23 protein-coding genes are annotated in these 21434 nt (G+C 67.8%); 12 read left to right on the forward strand and 11 right to left on the reverse strand.

Annotated features, from left to right (window positions below; all coding sequences use genetic code 11):
• Window positions 1-34: 34 nt before the first annotated feature.
• Window positions 35-805 (forward strand): competence/damage-inducible protein A, encoded by a 771-nt coding sequence (locus ACORJG_RS14205; RefSeq protein ID WP_427789986.1) that lies wholly within the window; start codon window positions 35-37, stop codon window positions 803-805.
• A gap of 185 nt (window positions 806-990) precedes the next feature.
• Window positions 991-2307: an OmpP1/FadL family transporter gene (locus ACORJG_RS14210; RefSeq protein ID WP_427789988.1), complete on the forward strand. Its 1317-nt coding sequence runs from the start codon at window positions 991-993 to the stop codon at window positions 2305-2307.
• Window positions 2308-2502: 195 nt separating this feature from the next.
• On the opposite strand, the gene ACORJG_RS14215 is transcribed toward ACORJG_RS14210, so the two are convergent.
• From ACORJG_RS14215 to ACORJG_RS14225, 3 genes are all read right to left on the reverse strand, one after another.
• The gene (locus ACORJG_RS14215) at window positions 2503-4005 is read right to left on the reverse strand and encodes a DEAD/DEAH box helicase (RefSeq protein ID WP_427789989.1); all 1503 of its coding nucleotides are present in this window, start codon (window positions 4003-4005) and stop codon (window positions 2503-2505) included.
• A 257-nt stretch (window positions 4006-4262) separates the two neighbouring features.
• Complete coding sequence (locus ACORJG_RS14220; RefSeq protein WP_427789990.1) at window positions 4263-4901, reverse strand: DUF1345 domain-containing protein; 639 nt, start codon at window positions 4899-4901, stop codon at window positions 4263-4265.
• A 75-nt stretch (window positions 4902-4976) separates the two neighbouring features.
• Complete coding sequence (locus tag ACORJG_RS14225) at window positions 4977-6092, reverse strand: Rieske 2Fe-2S domain-containing protein (protein WP_427789992.1); 1116 nt, start codon at window positions 6090-6092, stop codon at window positions 4977-4979.
• Window positions 6093-6191: 99 nt separating this feature from the next.
• On the opposite strand from ACORJG_RS14225, the gene ACORJG_RS14230 reads away from it, so the two are divergent.
• Together ACORJG_RS14230 and ACORJG_RS14235 are read left to right on the forward strand one after the other, a co-directional pair.
• Complete coding sequence (locus ACORJG_RS14230) at window positions 6192-7127, forward strand: alpha/beta fold hydrolase (protein WP_427789994.1); 936 nt, start codon at window positions 6192-6194, stop codon at window positions 7125-7127.
• A 196-nt stretch (window positions 7128-7323) separates the two neighbouring features.
• Window positions 7324-9396, forward strand: a complete 2073-nt coding sequence (locus tag ACORJG_RS14235) for a transglycosylase domain-containing protein (RefSeq protein ID WP_427789996.1) — start codon at window positions 7324-7326, stop codon at window positions 9394-9396.
• 35 nt (window positions 9397-9431) lie between these two features.
• Here the strand turns inward: ACORJG_RS14235 and ACORJG_RS14240 are convergent, their stop codons facing one another.
• A complete protein-coding gene (locus tag ACORJG_RS14240; RefSeq protein ID WP_427789998.1) occupies window positions 9432-10322 on the reverse strand; it encodes an ATP-grasp domain-containing protein in 891 nt (296 codons plus the stop codon).
• Window positions 10323-10471: 149 nt separating this feature from the next.
• Between ACORJG_RS14240 and ACORJG_RS14245 the strand changes: the two genes are divergently transcribed.
• From ACORJG_RS14245 to ACORJG_RS14265, 5 genes are all read left to right on the forward strand, one after another.
• Window positions 10472-11506, forward strand: a complete 1035-nt coding sequence (locus ACORJG_RS14245; protein WP_427789999.1) for an adenosine kinase — start codon at window positions 10472-10474, stop codon at window positions 11504-11506.
• A 69-nt stretch (window positions 11507-11575) separates the two neighbouring features.
• Complete coding sequence (gene ccmC / locus ACORJG_RS14250; protein ID WP_427790001.1) at window positions 11576-12295, forward strand: heme ABC transporter permease CcmC; 720 nt, start codon at window positions 11576-11578, stop codon at window positions 12293-12295.
• A gap of 10 nt (window positions 12296-12305) precedes the next feature.
• Entirely contained in the window at window positions 12306-12458 is a 153-nt protein-coding gene (gene ccmD, locus ACORJG_RS14255) for a heme exporter protein CcmD (RefSeq protein ID WP_346507628.1), read from the forward strand.
• Window positions 12455-13018: a DsbE family thiol:disulfide interchange protein gene (locus ACORJG_RS14260; RefSeq protein WP_427790003.1), complete on the forward strand. Its 564-nt coding sequence runs from the start codon at window positions 12455-12457 to the stop codon at window positions 13016-13018. The genes ccmD and ACORJG_RS14260 overlap by 4 nt, the downstream gene beginning before the upstream one ends.
• Before the next feature lie 69 nt (window positions 13019-13087).
• Entirely contained in the window at window positions 13088-13315 is a 228-nt protein-coding gene (locus ACORJG_RS14265) for a hypothetical protein (protein WP_427790005.1), read from the forward strand.
• 6 nt (window positions 13316-13321) lie between these two features.
• Here ACORJG_RS14265 and ACORJG_RS14270 read toward each other — a convergent pair whose 3' ends face one another.
• The 3 genes from ACORJG_RS14270 to ACORJG_RS14280 all read right to left on the reverse strand — a co-directional run bounded on the left by ACORJG_RS14270 (window position 13322) and on the right by ACORJG_RS14280 (window position 16001).
• Window positions 13322-14035 carry a M48 family metallopeptidase gene (locus tag ACORJG_RS14270; protein WP_427790007.1) on the reverse strand — a complete coding sequence of 238 codons (714 nt, stop codon included), beginning with the start codon at window positions 14033-14035 and terminating at the stop codon, window positions 13322-13324.
• Window positions 14001-15281 (reverse strand): polyhydroxyalkanoate depolymerase, encoded by a 1281-nt coding sequence (locus ACORJG_RS14275; protein ID WP_427790008.1) that lies wholly within the window; start codon window positions 15279-15281, stop codon window positions 14001-14003. Before ACORJG_RS14275 ends, ACORJG_RS14270 begins: the two co-directional genes overlap by 35 nt.
• Window positions 15282-15380: 99 nt before the next feature.
• Entirely contained in the window at window positions 15381-16001 is a 621-nt protein-coding gene (locus ACORJG_RS14280; protein ID WP_427790010.1) for an SCO family protein, read from the reverse strand.
• A 133-nt stretch (window positions 16002-16134) separates the two neighbouring features.
• Here ACORJG_RS14280 and ACORJG_RS14285 point away from each other — a divergent pair, with 133 nt between their 5' ends.
• Window positions 16135-17622: an ActS/PrrB/RegB family redox-sensitive histidine kinase gene (locus ACORJG_RS14285; protein WP_427790011.1), complete on the forward strand. Its 1488-nt coding sequence runs from the start codon at window positions 16135-16137 to the stop codon at window positions 17620-17622.
• 70 nt (window positions 17623-17692) lie between these two features.
• Window positions 17693-18259, forward strand: a complete 567-nt coding sequence (locus ACORJG_RS14290) for an ActR/PrrA/RegA family redox response regulator transcription factor (RefSeq protein ID WP_427790013.1) — start codon at window positions 17693-17695, stop codon at window positions 18257-18259.
• Window positions 18260-18334: 75 nt separating this feature from the next.
• On the opposite strand, the gene mmcB is transcribed toward ACORJG_RS14290, so the two are convergent.
• The 3 genes from mmcB to thpR form a co-directional block, all read right to left on the reverse strand.
• Entirely contained in the window at window positions 18335-18781 is a 447-nt protein-coding gene (gene mmcB, locus ACORJG_RS14295; protein ID WP_427793068.1) for a DNA repair putative endonuclease MmcB, read from the reverse strand.
• Window positions 18782-18948: 167 nt separating this feature from the next.
• Window positions 18949-19518: a GNAT family N-acetyltransferase gene (locus tag ACORJG_RS14300; RefSeq protein WP_427790015.1), complete on the reverse strand. Its 570-nt coding sequence runs from the start codon at window positions 19516-19518 to the stop codon at window positions 18949-18951.
• A complete protein-coding gene (gene thpR / locus ACORJG_RS14305) occupies window positions 19515-20054 on the reverse strand; it encodes an RNA 2',3'-cyclic phosphodiesterase (protein ID WP_427790017.1) in 540 nt (179 codons plus the stop codon). Before thpR ends, ACORJG_RS14300 begins: the two co-directional genes overlap by 4 nt.
• Before the next feature lie 126 nt (window positions 20055-20180).
• Between thpR and ACORJG_RS14310 the strand changes: the two genes are divergently transcribed.
• On the forward strand, window positions 20181-20927 hold the full coding sequence (locus tag ACORJG_RS14310; protein ID WP_427790019.1) for a Bax inhibitor-1/YccA family protein: 747 nt from the start codon (window positions 20181-20183) through the stop codon (window positions 20925-20927).
• Window positions 20928-21058: 131 nt separating this feature from the next.
• On the opposite strand, the gene ACORJG_RS14315 is transcribed toward ACORJG_RS14310, so the two are convergent.
• Window positions 21059-21412, reverse strand: a complete 354-nt coding sequence (locus ACORJG_RS14315; protein WP_427790021.1) for a DUF2794 domain-containing protein — start codon at window positions 21410-21412, stop codon at window positions 21059-21061.
• Window positions 21413-21434: the final 22 nt, after the last annotated feature.

Genomic DNA, 21434 nt, shown 5'->3' on the forward strand with positions numbered 1-21434 from the left:
GACGCAGCAACAGTGCGTTTCCTATATCCGCTCCATGTCACAACCATCCCCCTCCCCCACCGCCGCCGTCCTGATCATCGGCGACGAGATCCTGTCGGGCCGCACCCGCGACACCAATCTGAACACCCTGGCCCGGTTTCTGGCGCCGCTGGGCGTCGACCTGATGGAGGCGCGGGTGGTCGGCGACCGTCAGGATCAGATCGTCGGGGCGCTGAACGCCCTGCGCGCGACGCACGACTATGTCTTCACCACCGGCGGCATCGGCCCGACCCATGACGACATCACCGCCGATGCGGTCGGCGCCGCCTTCGGCGTTCCGGTCAGCGAACATCCCGAGGCCCTCGCCATCCTTGAGCGCCGCTATGCGCCGGGCGAGTTCAACGCCGCGCGGCGCCGCATGGCCCGCGTGCCCGAGGGCGGCGTGCTGATCGCCAATCCGGTCAGCGGCGCGCCGGGCTTTCAGGTCGAGAACGTCTTCGTCATGGCGGGCGTGCCCAAGATCATGGAGGCCATGCTGGACGACGTGGCGCCGCGCCTGAAAACCGGCGCCCCGGTCCACAACCGGTCGCTGCGCGTCACCGGCGTCGGCGAGGGCGCCGTGGCCGACATATTGCGCGCCGCCGCCGAGGCGCGACCGCACCTGTCCTTCGGATCCTACCCCTTCGGCTTCAGCGTTTCACAGTCCCCGAGCGAAGTCGGAACCCAGCTGGTGATCCGCGGCCGCGACGCGGCAGAAGTTGACGCAGCGGCACAAGAACTTACCGCCAAGCTTTACTCAGCCGGCATCGAAATTGCCGCAACGTAACCTCACCAAGGTGTGAAATTGTGCGCCTTCCGCGCCACGCTTTCGCCTGGAAGCGGTCTGACATCTGTCAGGGACGCAACGCTTTCATGACACGAACGCTGTGACGGTCAGCGGAGCGACACTCCCCGAACAGAGGCCGCCAACCTCCCCTCAAAGGCGGCCCGACGAACATAGGTGAAGCGTAAATGACCCCCAGGAACATCATCCAACCCGGCCTGCGTCTCGGCGGCCTGGCCCTGACCACCGCCCTGATGGCGGGCGTGGCCGCCCCGGCCTTCGCAGGCTCCTTCTATCTGCAGGAACAATCCGTGCGCGGCGCCGGTCGCGCCTACTCCGGCGAGGCCGCCGACCGCGGCGTCGGCTCCATGTGGTGGAACCCCGCCTCCATCGCCCGCAGCGGCCGCGAAGTCTCGGTCGGCCTGAACGCCATCCGCATCGATTCCGAAGTGAAAAACGCCGGATCCTACGTCACCTATCCGGGCGGCGTGGACGCGCCGGTGGTCAATCCGCGCAATACCGAAGTCGATCCGATCGAAAGCGGCCTGGCGCCCAACTTCGCCTTCGCCACACCGATCGGCGACCGCTTCGCCATCGGCGTCTCGGTGGCCGCGCCCTACAACTTCACCACCAAATATGAAGCGCCGTCCTTCGCCCGCTATGACGCCCTGACGTCAGAGCTGCGCTCGGGCGATGCGGGCCTGACCGTGGCCTATCAGGTCAATGACTGGCTGGACGTCGGCGCAGGCGTCAACGCCCAATACGTGAAGGCCAAGCTGACCTCGGCCATGCCGAACCTGTCGCCGCTGCTGCCTGACGCCTCCAACAGCCTGGAAGGCGATGGCTGGGACTTCGGCTGGAACGTCGGCGCCCAGGTGCACAAGGGCCCGTGGGACTTCGGCCTCAGCTACCGCTCCAAGATCGAGCATGAACTGGAGGGCGACGTGGTCGTCGCCGGCCTGCTGGGTCCGCTGGCGGGCGCCAACGTCTCAACCGACGGCAAGGCCAGCTTCAACACCCCGTGGTTCGCCTCGGCCTCGGTGCGCTACGCCGTCAACGACAAGCTGACCCTGAACGCCCAGGTCAACCGCATCGGCTGGTCCGAGTTCGACGCCATCCGCGTCGAATACACGGGCGGCGGCGACGTCATCCATCAGGACTACAAGGACGTCACCACCGGCGCCATCGGCCTGGACTACGCCATCAGCGACAAGACCACCCTGCGCGCCGGCGTCGGCTATGACCCCACCCCGACCCGCGACAGCCTGCGCACCGCCCGCATCCCGGACGCCGACCGCTGGCTGTTCTCGGTCGGCGGCTCGACCGAGGTGACCAAGGGCGTCACCTTCGATGCAGGTCTGACCTACATCGCCTTCAGCGACTCGACGATCCACGACGACCGCGCCTTCTACGCCGGCACCCCGGCGGCCGTGACCTCGCACCTGCGCGGCGAGGCCGAAGGTTCGGCTCTGGTGGCCTCGATCGGCGCCCGCTGGGCCTTCTGATTCCCGGCTGACGGTAGATAAGCAAACGGCGGCTCCCGTAAAGGAGCCGCCGTTTTTATATCCTCCCCATGCAATGGGGAGGTGGATCGGTCGCGGCAGCGAACGAGACGGAGGGGCCGCTTGGTTCCGCTGACGGTCAAGCCCCTCCACCACTTCGTGGTCCCCTCCCCATTTCATGGGGAGGAAAACGCTGCCTCAGCCTTGAGCGCCGTGGCCCTTGCCGCCGTTCGACGGGCGACGACGGCGCGGGCGACGTTGCAATTCGCCGACCGGCTTGGGCTCAGCCGCCGGGGCGGCGCGCACCGACGAACGGGCGCGGTCGCCCGCCATCGGATCATAGGCGACCGCCGGACGCTCGGCCGCAGGCGCGCCGTTGCGGCCGCGGCGCTGGCGGTGCGGCTGACCGCCGCCCTCCTGCTTGACGCCTTCGCGGTGCGGGTTGCGCCCACCGCGACGGCCGCCGCGTCCTTCGCCGTCCGAGCGGCCTTCACGTTCGGGCAGGGTCGCCTTCTTGGCCACGCCCGCCGCCATGATGGAGGCGTCCAGCTGGGCCAGCGCCTTGTCGTTGCGGCGGTCGATCGCGGGGATCTTCTGGCGCGTGACCTTCTCGATGTCCTTCAGCAGCTTCATCTCGTCGCCGGCGACGAAGCTGATGGCGGTGCCGTCCTTGCCCGCGCGGGCCGTACGGCCGATGCGGTGGACATAGGCTTCCGGCACATAGGGCAGCTCGAAGTTCACCACATGGGTGACCTTGTCCACGTCGATGCCGCGCGCGGCGATGTCGGTGGCGACCAGGACGCGCAGCTTGCCGTTCTTGAAGGCCTCAAGCGCGCGCTCGCGCTGGGGCTGGCTCTTGTTGCCGTGGATGGCGCCGGCCTCGACGCCGCCCGCTTCCAGATAGGCCGCGACCTTGTCGGCGCCGTGCTTGGTCTTGGTGAAGACCAGGCAGCGCGTATAGGCGGGGTCAGAGAACAGCTCGGTCAGCAGGGCGCGCTTCTTGCCCTGTTCGACCCAGATCACCGACTGTTTGATGCGCTCGACCGTGGTGGCCTGCGGCGTGACCTGGACCTTGACCGGGTCCTTCAGCAGCTCGCCCGCCAGCTTGCCGATCTCCGACGGCATGGTGGCCGAGAAGAACAGGTTCTGGCGCTTGGCCGGGATACGGCTGACGATCTGGCGGATCGGCTTGATGAAGCCCAGGTCCAGCATCTGGTCGGCCTCGTCCAGGACGAAGATTTCCGTCGAGGACAGGTCCAGCGTCTTTTGCTGGATGTGGTCCAGCAGGCGGCCCGGCGCGGCCACCAGAACGTCCAGACCCTGTTGCAGGGCGCGTTCCTGCGGACCGTATTTCACGCCGCCGAAGATGACGGCCACACGGAAGCCCAGGTGGGCGCCGTATTGCTTGAAGCTGTCAGCGATCTGGGTCGCCAGTTCGCGCGTGGGGCTCAGGATCAGAGCGCGAGTGGTGCGCGGCTTGGGCGCCACGCGGTTCTCGGCCAGGCGATGCAGGATCGGCAGGGCGAAGGCCGCCGTCTTGCCGGTACCGGTCTGGGCGATGCCCAGCAGGTCCTTGCCCTTCATCACATCGGGGATGGACTTGGCCTGGATCGGCGTCGGCTTCTCATAGCCGGTCGACGCCAGGGCCGTCAGAAGGGCCTTGTTCAGACCCATGGATTCAAAAGTAAGAGTGTCGCTCACGTCTGTCTTTCACGAACGGCGGCGCGCGCAACCGGACAGGGCCGGTTTCACAAAGGGCGCACGTCGCCTGCCCAAATCGGGCGGGGAACGGGCGCCGCCCCGCGTGTATGGACGACGTATGAAATCGAATGATCCGGCCGCTCGACAGACAGGCCTTCCGGGTAGGGAAGCCCAACACGCGCTGGAACGCGCCGGTCACCGCATTGTGCGATGCAGCGCTAAATGGCGATCCCGCGCCGCTGCGTCAACCTTCACCCTCAGAAAAGGTTGATGACCAGATTGATCGTCAGCGCCAGGATGATGGTGTTAAACAGCCATGAAATCAGACCGTGCAGGGTCAGAACGCGCCGGATCCGGCGGCTGGACGCCGCCACCGTCCCCTGATTGGCGACGCCGACCGCCAGCGCCAGATGCAGGAAATCCCAATAGTCCGGCGCCTCATCGCCTGCGAACTCCAGCCCGCCGCGCACCCCGTCCTCACCCGGCGCATAATACTCATGGGCGTAGTGCAGAGCGAAGATCACATGGACGAACAGCCATGAGATCAGGATCGTCAGCACCGTATAGGGAACGCTGGCCAGCGACGGCCGCTCGGTCGCCGAGGTCTCGGCGATGACCACGAACAGGCTGGCCGCCGCCGACAATATGCTGAGCGGCAACAGGAAGGCCCCAGCCTGATCCAGATTTCCGGCGCGATGCTCGATATCCTCGGCCGAACGGCGACGCAGGGCCTGCATCAGCGTCAGCCCCAGAAAGGTTGCGATCCCCGCATTCCAGCCGGTCGCCAGTTGCATGGAATTGCGCCACTCGCTGGCGATCCAGAACACGGCCAGCATGACCGCCAGACCCAGCCACAGGGTCGCGTGCAGACGGAAGATGCGGGTGAACCAGTGCATACGGCCATGCTTAGGCCGTTTCGCGAAAAGCGCCAGAGAGCGCCGATCTTCTGAGCCTCAGTCTTCAGCCCGCCGTCAGCTCTTCCACCGCAGCACCGTCTCCTTGATCGGATTGACGAAGGCGCGGCCCTCGGCGCGGCTCTTCAGCCATTCGCGCTTCAGCTGCTGATACCATTTGGCCTGTTTGTCGGCGTCGTCGATCCAGATCAGGGCCGGGTCGTATTTCAGCCCCTCGTTCTGCAGGTTCACCATGCCGCCGTCCTGCTTCAGGAAGGCCACCACACCCATCCGCAGGAAGGGTTTGGCGATGCCGAACACCCAGTGGTCGGACCAGAATATCTGGGTGATGCGGGTCTTGGTCTCGTTCACCGGCGTCAGGCAGGTCAGGGCCAGCACCTGCTTTTCACCCACCTGGATATGCTCCCAGCGATAGCCCGGCAGGCGGAAGGTGATCTCGGTCGCAGGCGCCCCGCCCAGCACCTTGTACAGGCGGCTGTTCGACGACGGCGCGTGGCGCACCATGGCCCAGCCGAAGTCGACGGGGGCGAAGGTCTTGGCCTTCTCGTGCATCGAATGTTCGGAACGCCACCACCACTGCTGGTGGACATAAGGCCCGTGGGCGGGGTCCATCAGGCCGACGACAGCGTGGTCGATATGGCTGTCGAAATCCATCCACTCGACCAGACGCGGCTGGCCGACGGCGCCTGGGAACTGCGGCGGTTCCTGATCCGGCTCGGACGGGTTGCGGGCGTCCGCCGCCATCCAGACGAAGACCATGCCCTGGCTCTCGCGCACCGGGTAGGATCGGACCTTGATGCGGTTCGCCTCGAACGCCTGATCCTCGACCAGCGACGGGATGGCCGCGCAGACGCCGTCGGGCCGGAAGCGCCAGCCGTGATAGGGACATTCGATCGTCTCGCCCTCGCCCGGCTTCTCGACCAGCCGCCCGGCCGACAGCGGCGCCGCGCGGTGGGGGCAGATGTCGCGCATCCCATAGACCTCGCCGGCGCGCGTGCGGCCGATCAAGACCGGCTCGCCCATGATCTCATAGCGTTTCAGGCTGGCGACCGGCACGTCGCGCGCCAGGGCGACGAAATACCAGGCGTCGGTGATGAAGCCCTTGCCGAAGGCCGTCGGCGGGGCTTTGGCTTCAGGCGTGGCGGATGATGCGGGCGCGGCGTCTGCGGTCATGGCCGCCTTGTAGCAGCAGGGAGCGCCAGCCGTCCAAAGGCCATTCCCTTCCTCACCCGATGAATTAATCTGGCTCAAATTCTCTTTGGGAGAGACGCCTTGATCCGCACCGCCTCCGCCGCCTTCATCGCCGCCGCCCTGTTGCTGGGCGCCGCCCCCGCCGTGGCGCAGAACGGCGCCGCCAATCCTGCGGCGCACGGCGCCTTCGCGTCCGACCGTCTCAGCGTCCGCGTCGACGGCCCCGCGGGCGCGCCCGACCTGATCCTGATCCCCGGCCTGTCGTCCTCGCCTGACATCTGGCAGGGCACGGTCGACCATCTGGCCGGGCGCTATCGCGTCCACCGCATCCACGTCGCCGGGTTCGCGGGCGCCGCGCCCCAGGCCAATGCGCAGGGCGACGCGCCCCAGCCGGTCGGCGCCCCCGTGGCCGAAGAGATCGCCCGCTACATCCGCGAACAGCACCTGAACAGGCCCGCCGTCGTGGGCCATTCCATGGGCGGAACCATGGGCATGATGCTGGCCGCCCGCCACCCCGATCTGGTCGGCAGGCTGATGGTCGTTGACATGATCCCCTTCATGGGCGCCATGTTCGGCGCGCCCGGCGCGACGGCCGAAAGCGTGACCCCCGTCGCCGACCAGATCTGGACGGCCCAGTCGACCAGCCCGCGCGAGGCCTACGTCGCCCAGGCCACAACCGCCATCAACGGCATGATCAACACCGAAAGCCGCCGCGAAGAAGCCCTTCAGGACATGCGCGACAGCGACCAGAAGGTCTCGGCCGCCGCCTTCCGCGAGCTGGTGACCACCGACCTGCGCCCCGAGCTGGCCCGGATCACCGCCCCGACCGAGGTGCTCTACGTCAAGTTCAACGACGCCCGCATGACCGACGCTGTCACTGACGCCATCTATCAGATGTCGTTCGCGACCCTGCCCGGCGCAAAGCTGAAGCGCATCGACGACAGCGCCCACTTCATCATGTTCGACCAGCCGACGGCCTTCTATGGCGCGCTCGACGCCTTTCTTTCGGCCAAATAGGTCCACACCCTGCCATTACTGAAAGCGGGGCGTTTTCGCGGGCGAAGGGAACGGCTAGAGCGAAATCGGTTTAGCTGGGCGCTTGTCCAGCTCAATTCAGATGTTCGTTCCCGCTAATTCTGGGCCACGGTTCTCGGTTCAGTCGATTCCGGCTGAACCGAAAATGGTCTAGGGTTCGCGTCGCTGGCATAAAGGGATGTTCATGGCGCGCAACGACCGCGGATCCGACCAAAACGATCAGGGCGGCGCAAAGCCGCGCCGATCCGTCATGCGCCGTCTGCTCTACTGGGCTGCGGTGCTGGCCGTCTGGTGCCTGATCTTCGCTGTCGTCTTCCTGGCGGTTTTCGCGCGCGACCTGCCCGACACATCGGGCCTGTATGACATCGATCGCCAGCCCTCGATCACCTATCTGGACCGGTCCGGCGCCCTGATTGCGGTGCGCGGCACCCAGATGGCGCCGCCGGTCGATCTGGACGCCCTGCCCGACTATGTTCCCGCCGCCTTCGTGGCCATCGAGGACCGCCGCTTCTATCACCACCCCGGCTTCGATCCGATCGGCATGAGCCGGGCCATGGCCTCGAACCTGAAGGCCCGGCGCGTGGTTCAGGGCGGTTCGACCATCACCCAGCAACTGGCCAAGAACCTGTTTCTGACGCCCGACCAGAACATGAAGCGCAAGGTGCAGGAGCTGATCCTCGCCGTCTGGCTGGAGATGAAATTCTCCAAGAAGGAGATCCTCGCCCTCTATCTGAACCGCGTCTATTTCGGCGCCGGCGCCTATGGCATCGAATCCGCCTCGCAGCGCTATTTCGACAAGGGCGCCGACAAGCTGACGGTCGGCGAGGCCGCCCTGCTGGCGGGCCTGCTGAAGGCGCCCTCGCGCTATTCTCCCGTCTCCGAAAGCGAGCGCGCCGCCACCCGCGCCAACGTCGTGCTGAACGAAATGGTCGAGGTCGGCGCCATCACCCCCGCCCAGCGCGAAGCCGCCGTCGCCGAGCCGGTGCGGGTGTCCAAGACCCTGGCCAGCCAGCACGCCCAATACTTCATCGACTGGCTGGACAAGCAGATCCGCGGCCTGGTCGGCGAACCGACCGAGGACATGGTCGTCGAGACGACGCTGGATCTGACCCTTCAGACCGACGCCGAGCGCGCCGTGCGCCGCATCCTGGACCGCGACAAGGGTCGGGGTGTCGAACAGGCGGCTCTGGTCGCGCTGGACGGCGACGGCCGGGTGCGCGCCATGATCGGCGGCTCCTCCTATGGCGACAGCCAGTTCAACCGCGCCGTCGATGCGCGCCGTCAGGCGGGCTCGGCGTGGAAGCCCTTCGTCTATCTGGCGGCGGTCGAGGCGGGCTATACGCCCCAGACGCCGGTGGTGGACCAGCCCGTGACCATCGGCGGATGGTCGCCGCGCAACTATTCCGGCAACTTCTCGGGCCAGATGACGCTGGCGCAGGCCGTGGCCCAGTCGACCAACACCGTGGCCGCCTATGTCGCCGATCAGGTCGGCCGCGACAGCGTGGCCCGCGCCGCACGCCGTCTGGGCATCACCAGCGACATCGGCCTGCAACCGTCCATGGCCCTGGGCGCCGTCGAGGTCAGCCCGCTGGAGATGGCCCAGGCCTATGACGCCTTCGCCAACGGCGGCCGCCGCGTCGACGCCTACGGCATCAGCCGCATCCGCACCCCGTCCGGCCGGGTGATCTACACCCACGGCCCGACCGAAGGCGGTCAGGCCATCAACAATCCGCCGCTCTACTACATGAACCAGATGCTGCGCGGCGTCGTCACTTCCGGCAGCGGCCGCTCGGCCGCCATCGGCGGGCGCGACATCGCGGGCAAGACCGGCACCACCTCGGACTACAAGGACGCCTGGTTCGTCGGCTATACGGGCGGCTTCGTCGCCGCCGTCTGGGTCGGCAAGGACGACAACAAGCCGATGGCCCGCGTCACCGGCGGCTCATCCCCCGCCGCCATCTGGCGCGGCTTCATGGAGGCGGCCCTGCCGCGTCTGGCCGTCCAGTCCATCCCCAACGGCCCGCCCCTGCCCGAAGGCTGGACCCCGCCGGACCCCGTCGGCGACCTGATGGGTCAGGTCCAAGATCCCTACGCCACGGCCGTGCCCTATGACGCGGAACAGCCGCCCGCGACCGACGCGCCAGCGCCGCAACCGGCCCAGCCGCAACAGCCCCCGGCCGCACGTCCCGCCCCGCCGCAGGCCCTGCCAGCGCCCCAGCAGGAACGCCGCCCGGACGCCCTGTTCTTCTAATGGACTGACGCCGGGTCAAACGCCCGGCGACACCCTCAGCGCTCCAGTCGCGCCCGCACGGCGCGGCCGAAGCGTTCGGCGGCGTGGGGGGCGGCGGCGAGGTAGAAGTCCGGCTCGATCAGTTCGGCTTCCATCAGCACCCATTCGCCGTCGTCGCCCCTCGTCATGTCGATGCGGGCGTAGAGCAGGTCTTCGTCGATCGCCGATAGCGTGCGTTCGGCCAGGTCCAGCGCGCCCTGCGGCGCGGCGTCCAGCGCCTGATACTGGCCGCCGTACTGGGTCTGGATGCGGAATTCGCCGGCCTGACCGGGGCGCTTGTTCACGACGTGGCTCAGTTCGCCGCCGAAATAGAGCAGGGACGTCTCGCCTTCGGTTTCGATGGCCTTGAGGTAGGGCTGGATCATCGCGCCGCCCACCGGGGCGTCGGTCAGGGCCGTATCCAGCAGGTCGCCGGCCGCCACCCGCAGGGTCCGCCAGGCGCCGCCCGAGACGGTCGGCTTGACGATCAGGGTCTCGGCCCCCGTTGCGGCGAAGGCGGCCTCGACCACGCCCGCGTCGACATGGTCGGTGAAGATCGTCTCGGGGATGGCGACGCCCTTTTGCGCCAGACGGGCAAGATAGCGTTTGTCGGCGTTCCACCGCACAGTCTGCGCCGGATTGGCGAGGGGCGCGCCCGCCTCGCTCCAGGTCGTGCAGGCCTGAAGCCAGCGTTCGTGGTCCTGATGATAGCCCCAGACCAGCAGCGGCAGGACCAGCGGATAATCCATCAGGCCGCGCGCATTCTCGACGTGATCGGTCCACGGCGTGGGTCGGGCCGTGATCCCCGCCGTCGCCAGCGCCTCGCCCAGCCGGTCCAGAACGCCGGGCCACAGGGTCGAATAGGTGGGATCGGCCGGATCGGGGGTCAGGACGGCGACATCGGTCATGAACAGGGCTCCGCTCGGCCCGGCGGGGCCGTCTGCAAGGGAAGACGTGGACTTAGGCGGCCGCTGTCTGCGGGAGAAGGGCCGGTTTTCCTTTTCCATGAAGACCGGCGCTCTGGCGCGCGACGGCCTCGCCCGCTATGGGGGCGAACATGACCCAATCCCTGCCTGCCTTCGCTCAAAACGCACGCTTCGACGTCTGCGCCCTGGGCAACGCCATCGTTGACGTTCTGGCCCCGTGCGAACCGACCTTCCTTGAGGCCAAGGGGCTGGTTCCCGGCTCGATGCAGCTGGTCGACGAGACGCAGAGCGCGACCCTGTATGAGGCCATGGCGGCCGGGGTCGAGGCGTCGGGCGGTTCGGCGGGCAACACCGTGGCGGGCGTCGGCTCGTTCGGCGGGCGCGCCGCCTATATCGGCAAGGTGGCCAGGGATACGCTGGGCGAGGTGTTCAGCCACGACATCCGCGCGGTGGGCGTCCACTTCGACACCCCTGTGCTGGAAGACGGCGCGGGGAACGGCTTCGGCACCGGGCGCTGCCTGATCAACGTCACGCCGGACGGCCAGCGGACCATGTGCACCTTCCTGGGCGCCGCGAACCAGCTGACCGTCGCCGACGTCGACGCCGCCGTCATCGGCGACAGCGCCACCGTCTATCTGGAAGGTTATCTGTTCGACCCGGCCCCGGCCCGCGCCGCTTTCGAGGCCGCCGCCGCCGCCGCCCACGCGGCGGGCCGCAAGGTCGCCATCACCCTGTCGGACAGCTTTGTCGTCCACCGCTGGCGCGCTGAACTGCTGGCCTTCATCGAGGCCTCGGCGGACATCGTCCTGGCCAATGAGGCCGAGCTTCAGGCCCTGTTCGAAACCGAAGATTTCGACGTCGCCGCCGCCCATCTGGGCCGTATCGTCGAGGTCGCCGCCGTGACGCGCGGCGCCGCCGGTTCGGTGCTGTTCCGTGGCGACGAGCGGGTCGAGGTCGCCGCCTGCCCGGTCGAGAAGGTTGTCGACACCACGGGCGCCGGCGACCAATACGCGGCGGGCGTTCTGCTGGGCCTGTCGCGCGGCCTGTCGCTGGCCGAGGCCGGGGCGCTGGGTTCGCTGGCCGCGTCTGAGGTCATCGCCCACTGGGGGCCGCGCCCGATGATCGCGCTGAAGGACCTGGCGACGCAGAACGGTCTGAGCCTGTAAGAGCCGCAACAATGGGCTGAACGCAGCGCCCGCTTGCCGTCGGGCGCAGGGCCGCGTAATCGGCTGGCCATGTTCGGCCTCGCCAATCCCGACCGTTTCATGCGCTTCACCGGACCTCTGGTCCCGGTGTTGTGGATCTGCGCGCTCGGCCTGCTGCTGGCGGGAACGTGGTTCAGCTTCACCGCGCCCGCCGACTATCAGCAGGGCGACACCGTCCGCATCATGTTCATTCACGTTCCGGCCGCCAGTCTGGGCCTGATGGCCTATGGCGCGCTGGGCGTGTCCAGCTTCTTCGCCCTGGTCTTCCGCCATCCGCTGGCCGATGCGGCGGCGCGCGCGGCGGCGGTGCCGGGCGCGGCGTTTACGGCGCTGGCGCTGGTCACCGGCTCCCTGTGGGGCAAGCCGATGTGGGGGACGTGGTGGGTGTGGGACGCGCGCCTTACCAGCGTGCTGGTGCTGTTCCTGTTCTACCTCGGCTATATGGCCCTGCGCGCCTCGATCGACGATGAGGCCAAGGCCGCGCGGGCGGCGGCGGTGCTGGGTCTGGTCGGCCTGATCAACCTGCCGATCGTCAAGTTCTCGGTCGACTGGTGGAACACCCTGCATCAGCCCGCGTCGCTGCTGCGCTCGGGCGGGACCAGCGTGGATCCGGTCTTCCTGCCTGCCCTTCTGACCATGATGGCGGCCTATGCCGTGCTGTTCGGCGCCATCTGGCTGACATCCATCAGGACCGAGGTGCGCCGTCGCCGCGTTCTGACCCTTCGCGCCCGCGCGGCGCTGGAATCCTGAGGCGTTCGCCATGCTTGATCTGGACATGAGCCCCTACGGCGCCTTCGTCTGGCCCGCCTGGGGCATCAGCGCCGTGGTTCTGGCCGCCCTGTCTGCGCGCGCTCTGATCGCCGCGCGCCGCTGGAAGCGCGAACTGACCCGGCTGGAGGCGGCTCGCAAATGAAGCGCTGGCTGGCCCTGCTGCCCATCGTCGTTCTGGCGGCGCTTGGGATCTTCCTGATGACGCAGATGGGCCGGATGGCGGGCGATCCCGCCGCCGGGCCGACCTATCGCCCCGACGCCCTGGTCGGCCAGCCGATCCCCGAGACGACGGTCCTGCCCATTCTGGTAGACGGCAAGGCGAGCGACGACCTGCTGGATCTGAAGACGGCGGGCGTAGGCAAGCCGATGATCGTCAACGTCTTCGCCAGCTGGTGCGCCCCGTGCCGCCTGGAGCATCCGCAGCTGATGGCGCTGAAGGAACAGGGCGTCGCCGTAGTCGGCGTGGCCTATAAGGACGATCCCGTCGCCACCGACGCCTTCCTGGAAGAGCTGGGCGATCCCTATCGTCTGGTGCTGGTCGACCGTGAGGGGCGGGCGGGGCTGGATCTGGGCGTATCCGGCGTGCCGGAAAGCTTCGCCGTCGACGCCTTCGGAACCATCGTCGCCAAGTCGTCCGGACCTGTGTTGACCGACGCCGATCTGAAGAAACTGACCGACGCCCTGAAGGCGCCCGCCCGCTGAGGCGATCGCCCGAAACAGGGTGAATCGTGCGTTAACCATATCTAGACGAAGCGAGGGCATCCTCGCCCCATGTCCGCGATTTCGTCCGAGCGGCCGGCCTTTCCGCCCACGGCGGGCGGCGCGGCCCACGCCCTGAGAACCGCTCAGTCGGCCTTCTTCCGTCAGGCCATGGGCGTGACGGCTCCGGCTGCAGCTCCAACGACCGCTGAACAGACGCCCTTAACGATAGCGTCCGAAGTTCCAACCGCACCCACGCGCCTGCAACGCCCCGGCTCCCTGCTCGACATCCGGGTCTAGGCGCGGCTAGGCCCCCACGGCGTGCAGCGCTGCGCCATGGTCGCGCAGCCAGCGGCGGTGCGCGCGGTGGTCGCCGATCAGGCGGGTCACCACCGCCCAATAGGCCGGGCTGTGATCGGCGTGGACCAGGTGGGCGACCTCGTGCGCGGCCAGGTAGTCGGCCACGGCGGGCGGGGCCATGATGACGCGCCAGGAATAGCGGATCGAGCGGTTGTGCGGGCTGCATGAGCCCCAACGCGAGCGGGTGTCGACGATGGACACCTTCACCGGCGGCTGGCCCAGGGTCTTCAGGTGGACGTCCGTGCGCTCGGTCAGGAAGTCGCGCGCGGCGCGGCGGAACCAGTTCTCGATGCGGCGGGAAAAGGCCTCGCCCTCGCCGCCGGAACGCAACACAGGCCCCTCGGGCGTGTCGATCAGGCGCGCTGCGCCTGCGCCGCCGCTGGCTTCCAGGCGCACGGTGCGGCCCAGCCAGGTCACGACGGCGCCCGGTTCGAACGGCTGCGTATCGAGGCGCGCGGCGAGGCGTTCGGCGATCCATCCGGCCTTGGCGCGGGCGAAGGCCACGACCTCGCCCAGACGTCGCTCGCTGGGGGCCACGGCCACAGCTTCGCCTGCGCGAGGGTCGATGCGGATCGACAGCCGACGCGCGCGCGGATTGACCGACAGCCGCAGGGCGCCGCCGCCCTCAAGCGGCAGACGCTGACCGTTCCGGTACGACACTGACAGCTTCGTTTTTGGCGATGAAATCGCGCACGCGGGGATAGATCTCCTCGCGGAAACGGCGGCCGTTGAAGACGCCGTAGTGGCCGACCTTGGGCTGGACGTAGAGCAGGCGCCGGTCGTCGGGGATGTTCGGCGTCAGGCCGTGCGCGGCCTGGGTCTGGCCAACGCCTGAGATGTCGTCCATCTCGCCCTCGATGGTGGCCAGGCCTATGTCGGTGATGGCGCTGAGGTCGACTGGCTTGCCGCGATGCTCCAGCAGGCCGCGCGGCAGCAGATGCTGCTGAAAGACGATGTCGATGGTCTGCAGATAGAATTCTTCCGTCAGGTCCAGCACCGACAGATATTCGTCGTAGAACTGCTCGTGCTTCTCGACCCCGTCGCCGTCGCCCGCGACCAGATCGTTGAAGTAGCGACGATGGGCGTCGATGTGCTTGTCCTCGTTCATAGACATGAAGCTGTAGAGTTGGACGAAGCCCGGATAGACCCGCCGCCCGACGCCCGGATAGGGCAGGGGCACGGTGTGGATCATGTTCGACTTGAACCAGGTGAAGGGTTTTTCCTCGGCCAGCTGGTTCGTCACCGTCGGCGACAGGCGCGCGTCGATGGGCGAGCCCATGAAGGTCATGGAGGCGGGACGGTTCGGATCGTTTTCGGCCGCCATCACGGCGCAGGCGGCCAGCACCGGCGGTCCCGGTTGGCAGACGCCGACGACATGGGCGCGCGGGCCGACGGCGGCCAGCATCGCGCGCACTTCGTCAATGTAGTCGTAAAAGTCGAACCGACCTTCCAGCATCGGCACCTGACGGGCGTTCGACCAGTCGGTGACATAGACGTCGTGGTCCTGAAGGAAGGTTTCGACCGTGCCGCGCAGCAGGGTGGCGTAGTGGCCCGACAGGGGCGCCACGATCACGACGGCGGGCGCCGCCGTCGCCTTTCCGGCGCGCTTCAGATCGCCGATGTTGCGGGCGAATCGCACCAGCCGGCACCAGGGCGAGGACCAGACGACCTGTTCGGTCGTGCGCACGGGCTTGCCGTCGATCTCGATCGTCTCAAGGTTCCAGTCGGGCTTGCCGTAGCGGCGCGTCAGGCTCTCGAACACCTCGGCGGCGGCATAGGCGGTGCGGCCGATCGCCGTGTCGGACGCCGGATTGAGCGGAGAGGTCCAGAACTGGCGGGCCATCTGGGCCCCGATCCGGAACGGCGTCGCCGAATGATAGGCGAGCTCGTGAAAAGCGTAGAGCATGAAACCCCGGTTGCGGCCTCCGCTGACAGCGGAACGCTGATCATACAGGGCGCCGCGTCGCAAAATAAGGCCGGTTTCGCCCTGTTCAGGGAAAGGTGATCAGCCCTTCTCCATCGCATTTTCGATCAGGGTCGCGGTGCGGCTGGGCCCCAGATCATGGGCGACGGCGCTGCGGAACTGGCCGTCCGGTCCCATCAAATAGACGGTCAGGCCGTGGTTCATGGTGTAGCCCTCGCCCTCGCCGACCTTCTGATAGAAGGCGCGATAGGCCTTGGCCGCCTGCGCCACCTGCTCCGGCGTGCCGGTCAGGCCGATGACGCCATTGGGGAAGCCATCGGAGGACAGATAGTCCTTCAGCATCTGCGGAGTGTCGCGCTCGGGGTCGATGCTGACGAACAGGATCTGCAGATCCTTGGCCTTGTCGCCCATCCGTTCCTGCACGGCGTTCAGCACGCCCAGGGTGGTCGGGCAGTAGTCGGGGCAGTAGGTGAAGCCGAAGAAGACCAGACTCCATTTGCCCTCGAGAATCTTCTCGGTGACCACCTGGCCGTCCTGATTGGTCAGGGTGAAGGGGCCGCCGACCAGAGGCTGGCCGGTCGCGGCGTCCGTCGTCTGTGCCGATTGCTGGCGGCCGCCGACCACCACCATGGTCACGACGCCCAGCGCCAGGGCTATGACGGCGCAGGCGGCGGCGAACAGGATTACGGGACGGCGGGGCATGGCGTCTCCTTGAACAGAAGCGGGACGGCGGACATTCGGCGGGCGCGACACGGCGGACCGTGCAGCCGATCTTTCCCCGGTCTATAGAAGAGGGGTGAACCCTACAGAAGCCCCCATCCGGTCGCAGCCTGCCTTGAACCCGGCCGCCCCGCGTCCCGCTCTCGACGCCCTGACGCAGGCGGGCGGCGAACTGGCGGGCCTGCCGGAGCTGCCCCGGCGCGGACGCGGCCTGTCGCTGCGGACGCTGATCGTGCTGCGCTGGCTGGCGGTGATCGGCCAGACCTGTGCGATCCTGACGGCCTATTTCGCCCTGCACTTCCCCTTGCCTTTGTGGGAGTGTCTGGCCGTGATCGGCGCGGGCGTGGCGATGAACCTGGCCACCATGGCGCGCGCACGCCGCATCGACGGCAGCCTGCCGGACGGACCGAGAACTGCGGCGCAGCTGGGCTTCGACATTCTGCAGTTGGCGACCCTGCTGGCGCTGACCGGCGGGCTGGCCAACCCCTTCTGTCTGCTGCTGGTCGCGCCGGTGACGATCGCGGCGGCGGCTCTGCCTGCCCGCCAGGCCGTCATTCTGGGCGTGATGGCCCTGATCGCCGTGGGTTTTCTGTTCTCGTGGTCCCTGCCCCTGCCGTGGCGCCTGCATGAACATCTTGAGCTGCCGGGCCTCTATCGTCTGGGGCTGGGGCTGGCGCTGGTGACGGGCGTGCTGTTCACCGCCGGCTATGCCTGGAAGGTGGCCGCCGACGCCGACAAGCTGGAACTGGCCCTGGCCACCACCCAGGACGTTCTGCAGCGCGAGCAGAGGCTGGCGGCGCTGGGGGGGCTGGCCGCCGCCGCCGCGCATGAGTTAGGCACGCCGCTGGCCACCATTCAAGTCGTCGCCAAGGAAATGCTGCGCGACGCGCCCGCGGACAGCCCGGCCGCCGAGGACGCCGCCTTGATCCTGCAACAGGCGGAACGCTGCCGCGCCATCCTGAAACAGCTGTCGGCCCAACCCGAGGAGGGCGACGCCCTGTTCGCCGACATCGGCCTGACGGCTTTGCTGGAAGAGGTGGCCGACCCGCATCGCGGCTTCGACCTCGACTTCGATATCGCCGTAAGGATACCGCCCGGTCAGGACGCCCCGCGCCTGCGCCGCCTGCCCGAGATCGTCCATGGCCTGTCCACCCTGATCGAGAACGCCGCCGATTTCGCCACGACCCGCGTCCAGTTGACCGCCGTGGTCGACGCGGGATGGATAGAGATCGACATCGTCGACGACGGCCCCGGCTTCGCCTCAGAAATCCTGCCGCGTCTGGGCGAGCCCTATGTGACCAGCCGCCCGCAGGCCAAGGCCCGTCGCGCCCTGGCCGCCCAGATCGCGGCCGCCTCGCGCCCGGCCCGGCGCGAACGTCGCGCGCCTCCGCCGCCGATCACCGCCCCGATCGCCCCCAGTCAGGGCGGCATGGGACTGGGCTTCTTCATCGCCCGCACCCTGCTGGAACGCTCCGGCGCCAAGGTTTCTGTGGGCGCGGGCGATCCGGCGCGAGGCCAGCCCGCGGGTGCCCGCGTCTCGGTCCGCTGGCCGCGTCAGGTGCTGGAAGTCACCGCCTCGGCCATGGAAGGCGATGGAACCTGATGTCGCAGTCGAGAGCTTGGCCCTTGACCCTGCGTCCCTGACGCACGACCTGAAACCTCAGGAGAAATACATGTCCGAACCCGAGACCCAGATCACAGAACAGATCGCCGCCCTCAGCGACCGATCGCTGCTGCTGCTGGACGATGATCAGGCTCTGCGCACGCGACTGGGCCGGGCGCTGGAATCACGCGGTTTCACCGTCACCCTCGCCGGTTCTCTGGCCGAGGCGACGGACGCCCTGCGCCAGTCCACGCCCGCCTTCGCCGTTCTGGACATGCGGCTTGAGGACGGCAACGGCCTCAAGGTTGTCGAAGCCATCCGCGAGCGGCGCGAGGACGCCCGCATCGTCATGCTGACCGGCTATGGCGCCATCGCCACGGCCGTCGCGGCGGTCAAGGCGGGCGCCGTCGACTATCTGCAGAAGCCCGCTGACGCCGACGACGTGGTCAAGGCCCTGCTCTCGACCGGCGAAGCGCCCGAGCCGCCCGAAAACCCCATGTCGGCCGACCGGGTGCGCTGGGAGCATATCCAGCGCGTCTATGAGCTGTGCGACCACAACGTCTCCGAGACGGCCCGCCGTCTGGGAATGCACCGCCGCACCCTGCAACGCATCCTGGCCAAACGCGCGCCGCGATAGGCTTTTTTGTTGCGCGCTATGCTCGCGATGCGGTCGCTCGCGGCTTGAACGCGACCGCGACTGACGATCCCACCATCAGTCGCGCATCGTTCTGAGCGCGCCCAAGCGTGCAAAGGCCAGCGTCAGAGCCTTGCGCCGCGCGGGCGCCAGAGGCGTGGCGGGCGCGTCGCGCACCACCGCCCCGCCGAAGCCGTCGGCCACGATCAGGCCCGGCTCGTTCGGCAGCACGCCTTCAGGGAACTCCGGCGCGACAGCGAAGTAGAAGGCGTCGCAGAAGGGGCCGTACTCCTGCCATTTGCGGTCGACGCGATAGTCGTCGATCCCCGACTTCACCTCGCAGATGATGATGTCGCCCTTCGGCCCCAGCGCGATGACGTCGGCCCGCCGTCCGTTGGGTAGGCAGACCTCCAACAGGGGCGCATAGCCCATGTCCAGCATCAGTCGCGCCGCCCCCCGCGTGACCGACAGGGTCGTTTCCGGGCGGCTGAAGACCAGTTCGAGATGGAGAGCGGCGGCGGCCATACGCATTTATGTTCCGCCTATGTTCCAGCCGCAAGCCTTTCCTCCCCATGCAATGGGGAGGGGGACCGCGAAGCGGTGGAGAGGCTTCTGTCAGCAGAACCAAGCCGCCCCTCCGCCACGTCGGCGGCGCCGCCGCACCACCTCCCCATTCGCATGGGGAGGAGAAATCAACGCTCCAGCTTCAGGCGGTTCTCCCGCCACGCGTCCCGCGTCTGGCCCCAGATGTTGATCGGATGCTCATGGAAGGGCGGCGGCGCCCGGCCCGGCCCGCGATTGGTCGAACCCAACCGCTCGGCCACCTTTTCCGACGCCCGATTGTCCGGGTCGATGCAGTGGATGACATCCGGCCAGTCCAGCACATCGCAGGCGTAGTCCATCGTCGCGACCGCAGCCTCGATCGCATAGCCCTTGCCCGTAGCGTCGGGGTGCAGGCTCCAGCCCACCTCGCGGCCCGGCCAGTCGTAAGGGTGCAGCGGCCCGATACGGCCCATCCAGAGTCCGGTAGCCTTCTCGATCACCGAGAACATGCCCTCGCCGTGCAACGCCCACATCCCGGCGACCGAGGCGATGGTGCGCCACACCTGATGCTTCGACTGCGGTCCGCCGATGAAGCGCGTCGTCTCCGGATCAGCCTGAAACTCGGCCCAGCGCGGGAAATCATCCAGCGTCGGCGGGCGCAGGAACAGGCGCTCCGTCTCCAGCGTGGGGCCGAGCGGGGAGGTCGGAAGATCGATCACAACAGATACTCGCGTTCCAGGGTGTAGATGCTGCCGTCGCCGGTCAGGACGCTGGAATAGAGGCCGAAGCGATCCACGCGGATCGGCGGCGACTTCAGCAGATTGTGCCCGGCGATCCAGGCGCCGATGCGGTCAGGATTCGCCTGCGGCTTCAGATAGGCCAGGGTGACGTGCGGTCTATACTCGCGCTTTTCAGGCGGGACGCCGGCCCGCTCGCCCGCCGCGCGGCAACGTCCGGCCAGGACGTTCAGCGGCTCGGATCGTTCCAGCCCCGCCCACAGGGTATGACTGCGGTGATTGTCGCCGAAGGCGCCGACTCCGTTCAGGGTGATCTCGAACGCCCCCCCGCCCTCGACCCGCGTCAGCTCCGAGGCCAGATCGTCGGCCGTGCGTTCAGACGCCTCGCCATAGAAGGACAGGGTGACGTGCAGGGCGTCCAGCGGCCGCCAGCGGGCGCCCGGCAGGCCGGATTGACGCCGCGCCAGCGTCTCGGCGACGTCTTCAGGAATAGAGATGGCGGTGAACAGGCGTAACATGCGACCCTTGGTAGCGGGCGGAACCGGCGACTGAAAGTCCGGTTTTTCTTGCAAGGATGCGTCTGCATCCCGATATTTCAGCCAAAGGTCAGGATATTCCTGGCCGCATGGGAGACTAGTTTCGCGATGAGCGACTTCAACAACGGCTATGCGCGCCCGCTACCGCAGTCGGCGGACATGTCCGTCGACGCCGGTCTGCGCGCCTTCATGCTGGGCGTCTACAACAAGCTGGCGATCGGTCTGGTCGTCGCGGGCGCCCTGGCCTACGTCACCGGCAACGTCCCGGCGGTGCAGCAACTGCTGTTCGCCCGCATGCCGGACGGCCGCATCGGCCTGACCATGCTGGGCATGATCATCCAGTTCTCGCCGCTGGTCATGCTGTTCGGCTCCATGTTCTTCATGAAGAACCCGACGGCCAGGGGCGTGAACATGCTCTACTGGGCCGTGGTCGCCACCATCGGCGCCGGTCTGGGCGTGCTGTTCCTGCGCTATACGGGCGGTTCGCTGGCCTCGACCTTCTTTGTCACCGCCGCCGCCTTCGCAGGTCTGAGCCTGGTCGGCTATACGACCAAGAAGGACCTGACCGGTATGGGCACCTTCCTGATCATGGGCGTGATCGGCCTGATCATCGCCTCGATCGTCAACATCTTCATGCAGTCGGGCGTGATGTATCTGGTGATCTCGGGCGCGGGCGTGCTGATCTTCTCGGGCCTGATCGCCTATGACACCCAGCGTCTGAAGATGACCTACTACGCCATGGGCGGCGACCAGAACGCGCTGGGCGTGGCCACGGGCTTCGGCGCCCTGAGCCTGTTCATCAACTTCATCAACCTGTTCCAGTTCCTGCTGGCCTTCATGGGCAGCCGCGAATAGGGCTTTTCAAGTGCGCTATGGCCGTGACGCGGTCACGGCCGACTTGAGCGCGGCTTGATAGGCCAAGACAGAATGGGGCCTCGACGGCGACGTCGGGGCCTTTTTCTTGGCCCCTGCTTTGTCTTTTCGCCCTACTCCACCACCGTGAACCTGCGGCTGTCGAACACGCGCAGCACCTGGGCCAGGTCGCGGCCACGCTTCAGCACATGACCGCCCTCGCCGATCACCGCCCACTGCCCCTGTTTCAGGCGCAGGGCCGGGCGTTTCTCGATGCGATAGAGCGGCGCGTCGCCGTGGCGACGAAAAACGGCGAACTCTGCATGATCCCGTCCCCCGGCCATGGCGTAGTCGCGCCACTCGCCCGCCGCCACCATCCGCCCATAGACCCGCAGCATCTGGTCCAGTTCGCGGCGGTCGAAGAAGACCGGCCCCGCCCCTGAAGCGCCCTGCGGCTGCGCGTTCGAACTGTCGGCGTCGAAGCTCATGACCTCAACTTAGGCCCCCGTC

The sequence above is a fragment of the Brevundimonas diminuta genome (assembly GCF_050310045.1).
In the GTDB taxonomy this organism is placed as follows: Bacteria; Pseudomonadota; Alphaproteobacteria; order Caulobacterales; family Caulobacteraceae; genus Brevundimonas; species Brevundimonas diminuta_F.

What these genes read in the sequence shown, in the direction of transcription:
- ACORJG_RS14310 (WP_427790019.1), top strand. Translation starts at nt 20,181, where the DNA reads ATGAGCGACTTCAACAACGGCTATGCGCGCCCGCTACCGCAGTCGGCG.
- ACORJG_RS14205 (WP_427789986.1), top strand. Translation starts at nt 35, where the DNA reads ATGTCACAACCATCCCCCTCCCCCACCGCCGCCGTCCTGATCATCGGC.
- ACORJG_RS14315 (WP_427790021.1), bottom strand. Translation starts at nt 21,412, where the DNA reads ATGAGCTTCGACGCCGACAGTTCGAACGCGCAGCCGCAGGGCGCTTCA.
- ACORJG_RS14265 (WP_427790005.1), top strand. Translation starts at nt 13,088, where the DNA reads ATGTCCGCGATTTCGTCCGAGCGGCCGGCCTTTCCGCCCACGGCGGGC.
- ACORJG_RS14225 (WP_427789992.1), bottom strand. Translation starts at nt 6,092, where the DNA reads ATGACCGCAGACGCCGCGCCCGCATCATCCGCCACGCCTGAAGCCAAA.
- ccmD (WP_346507628.1), top strand. Translation starts at nt 12,306, where the DNA reads ATGCTTGATCTGGACATGAGCCCCTACGGCGCCTTCGTCTGGCCCGCC.
- ACORJG_RS14280 (WP_427790010.1), bottom strand. Translation starts at nt 16,001, where the DNA reads ATGCCCCGCCGTCCCGTAATCCTGTTCGCCGCCGCCTGCGCCGTCATA.
- ACORJG_RS14260 (WP_427790003.1), top strand. Translation starts at nt 12,455, where the DNA reads ATGAAGCGCTGGCTGGCCCTGCTGCCCATCGTCGTTCTGGCGGCGCTT.
- ACORJG_RS14220 (WP_427789990.1), bottom strand. Translation starts at nt 4,901, where the DNA reads ATGCACTGGTTCACCCGCATCTTCCGTCTGCACGCGACCCTGTGGCTG.
- thpR (WP_427790017.1), bottom strand. Translation starts at nt 20,054, where the DNA reads ATGTTACGCCTGTTCACCGCCATCTCTATTCCTGAAGACGTCGCCGAG.
- ACORJG_RS14240 (WP_427789998.1), bottom strand. Translation starts at nt 10,322, where the DNA reads ATGACCGATGTCGCCGTCCTGACCCCCGATCCGGCCGATCCCACCTAT.
- ACORJG_RS14235 (WP_427789996.1), top strand. Translation starts at nt 7,324, where the DNA reads ATGTTCATGGCGCGCAACGACCGCGGATCCGACCAAAACGATCAGGGC.
- ACORJG_RS14210 (WP_427789988.1), top strand. Translation starts at nt 991, where the DNA reads ATGACCCCCAGGAACATCATCCAACCCGGCCTGCGTCTCGGCGGCCTG.
- ACORJG_RS14275 (WP_427790008.1), bottom strand. Translation starts at nt 15,281, where the DNA reads ATGCTCTACGCTTTTCACGAGCTCGCCTATCATTCGGCGACGCCGTTC.
- mmcB (WP_427793068.1), bottom strand. Translation starts at nt 18,781, where the DNA reads ATGGCCGCCGCCGCTCTCCATCTCGAACTGGTCTTCAGCCGCCCGGAA.
- ACORJG_RS14245 (WP_427789999.1), top strand. Translation starts at nt 10,472, where the DNA reads ATGACCCAATCCCTGCCTGCCTTCGCTCAAAACGCACGCTTCGACGTC.
- ccmC (WP_427790001.1), top strand. Translation starts at nt 11,576, where the DNA reads ATGTTCGGCCTCGCCAATCCCGACCGTTTCATGCGCTTCACCGGACCT.
- ACORJG_RS14290 (WP_427790013.1), top strand. Translation starts at nt 17,693, where the DNA reads ATGTCCGAACCCGAGACCCAGATCACAGAACAGATCGCCGCCCTCAGC.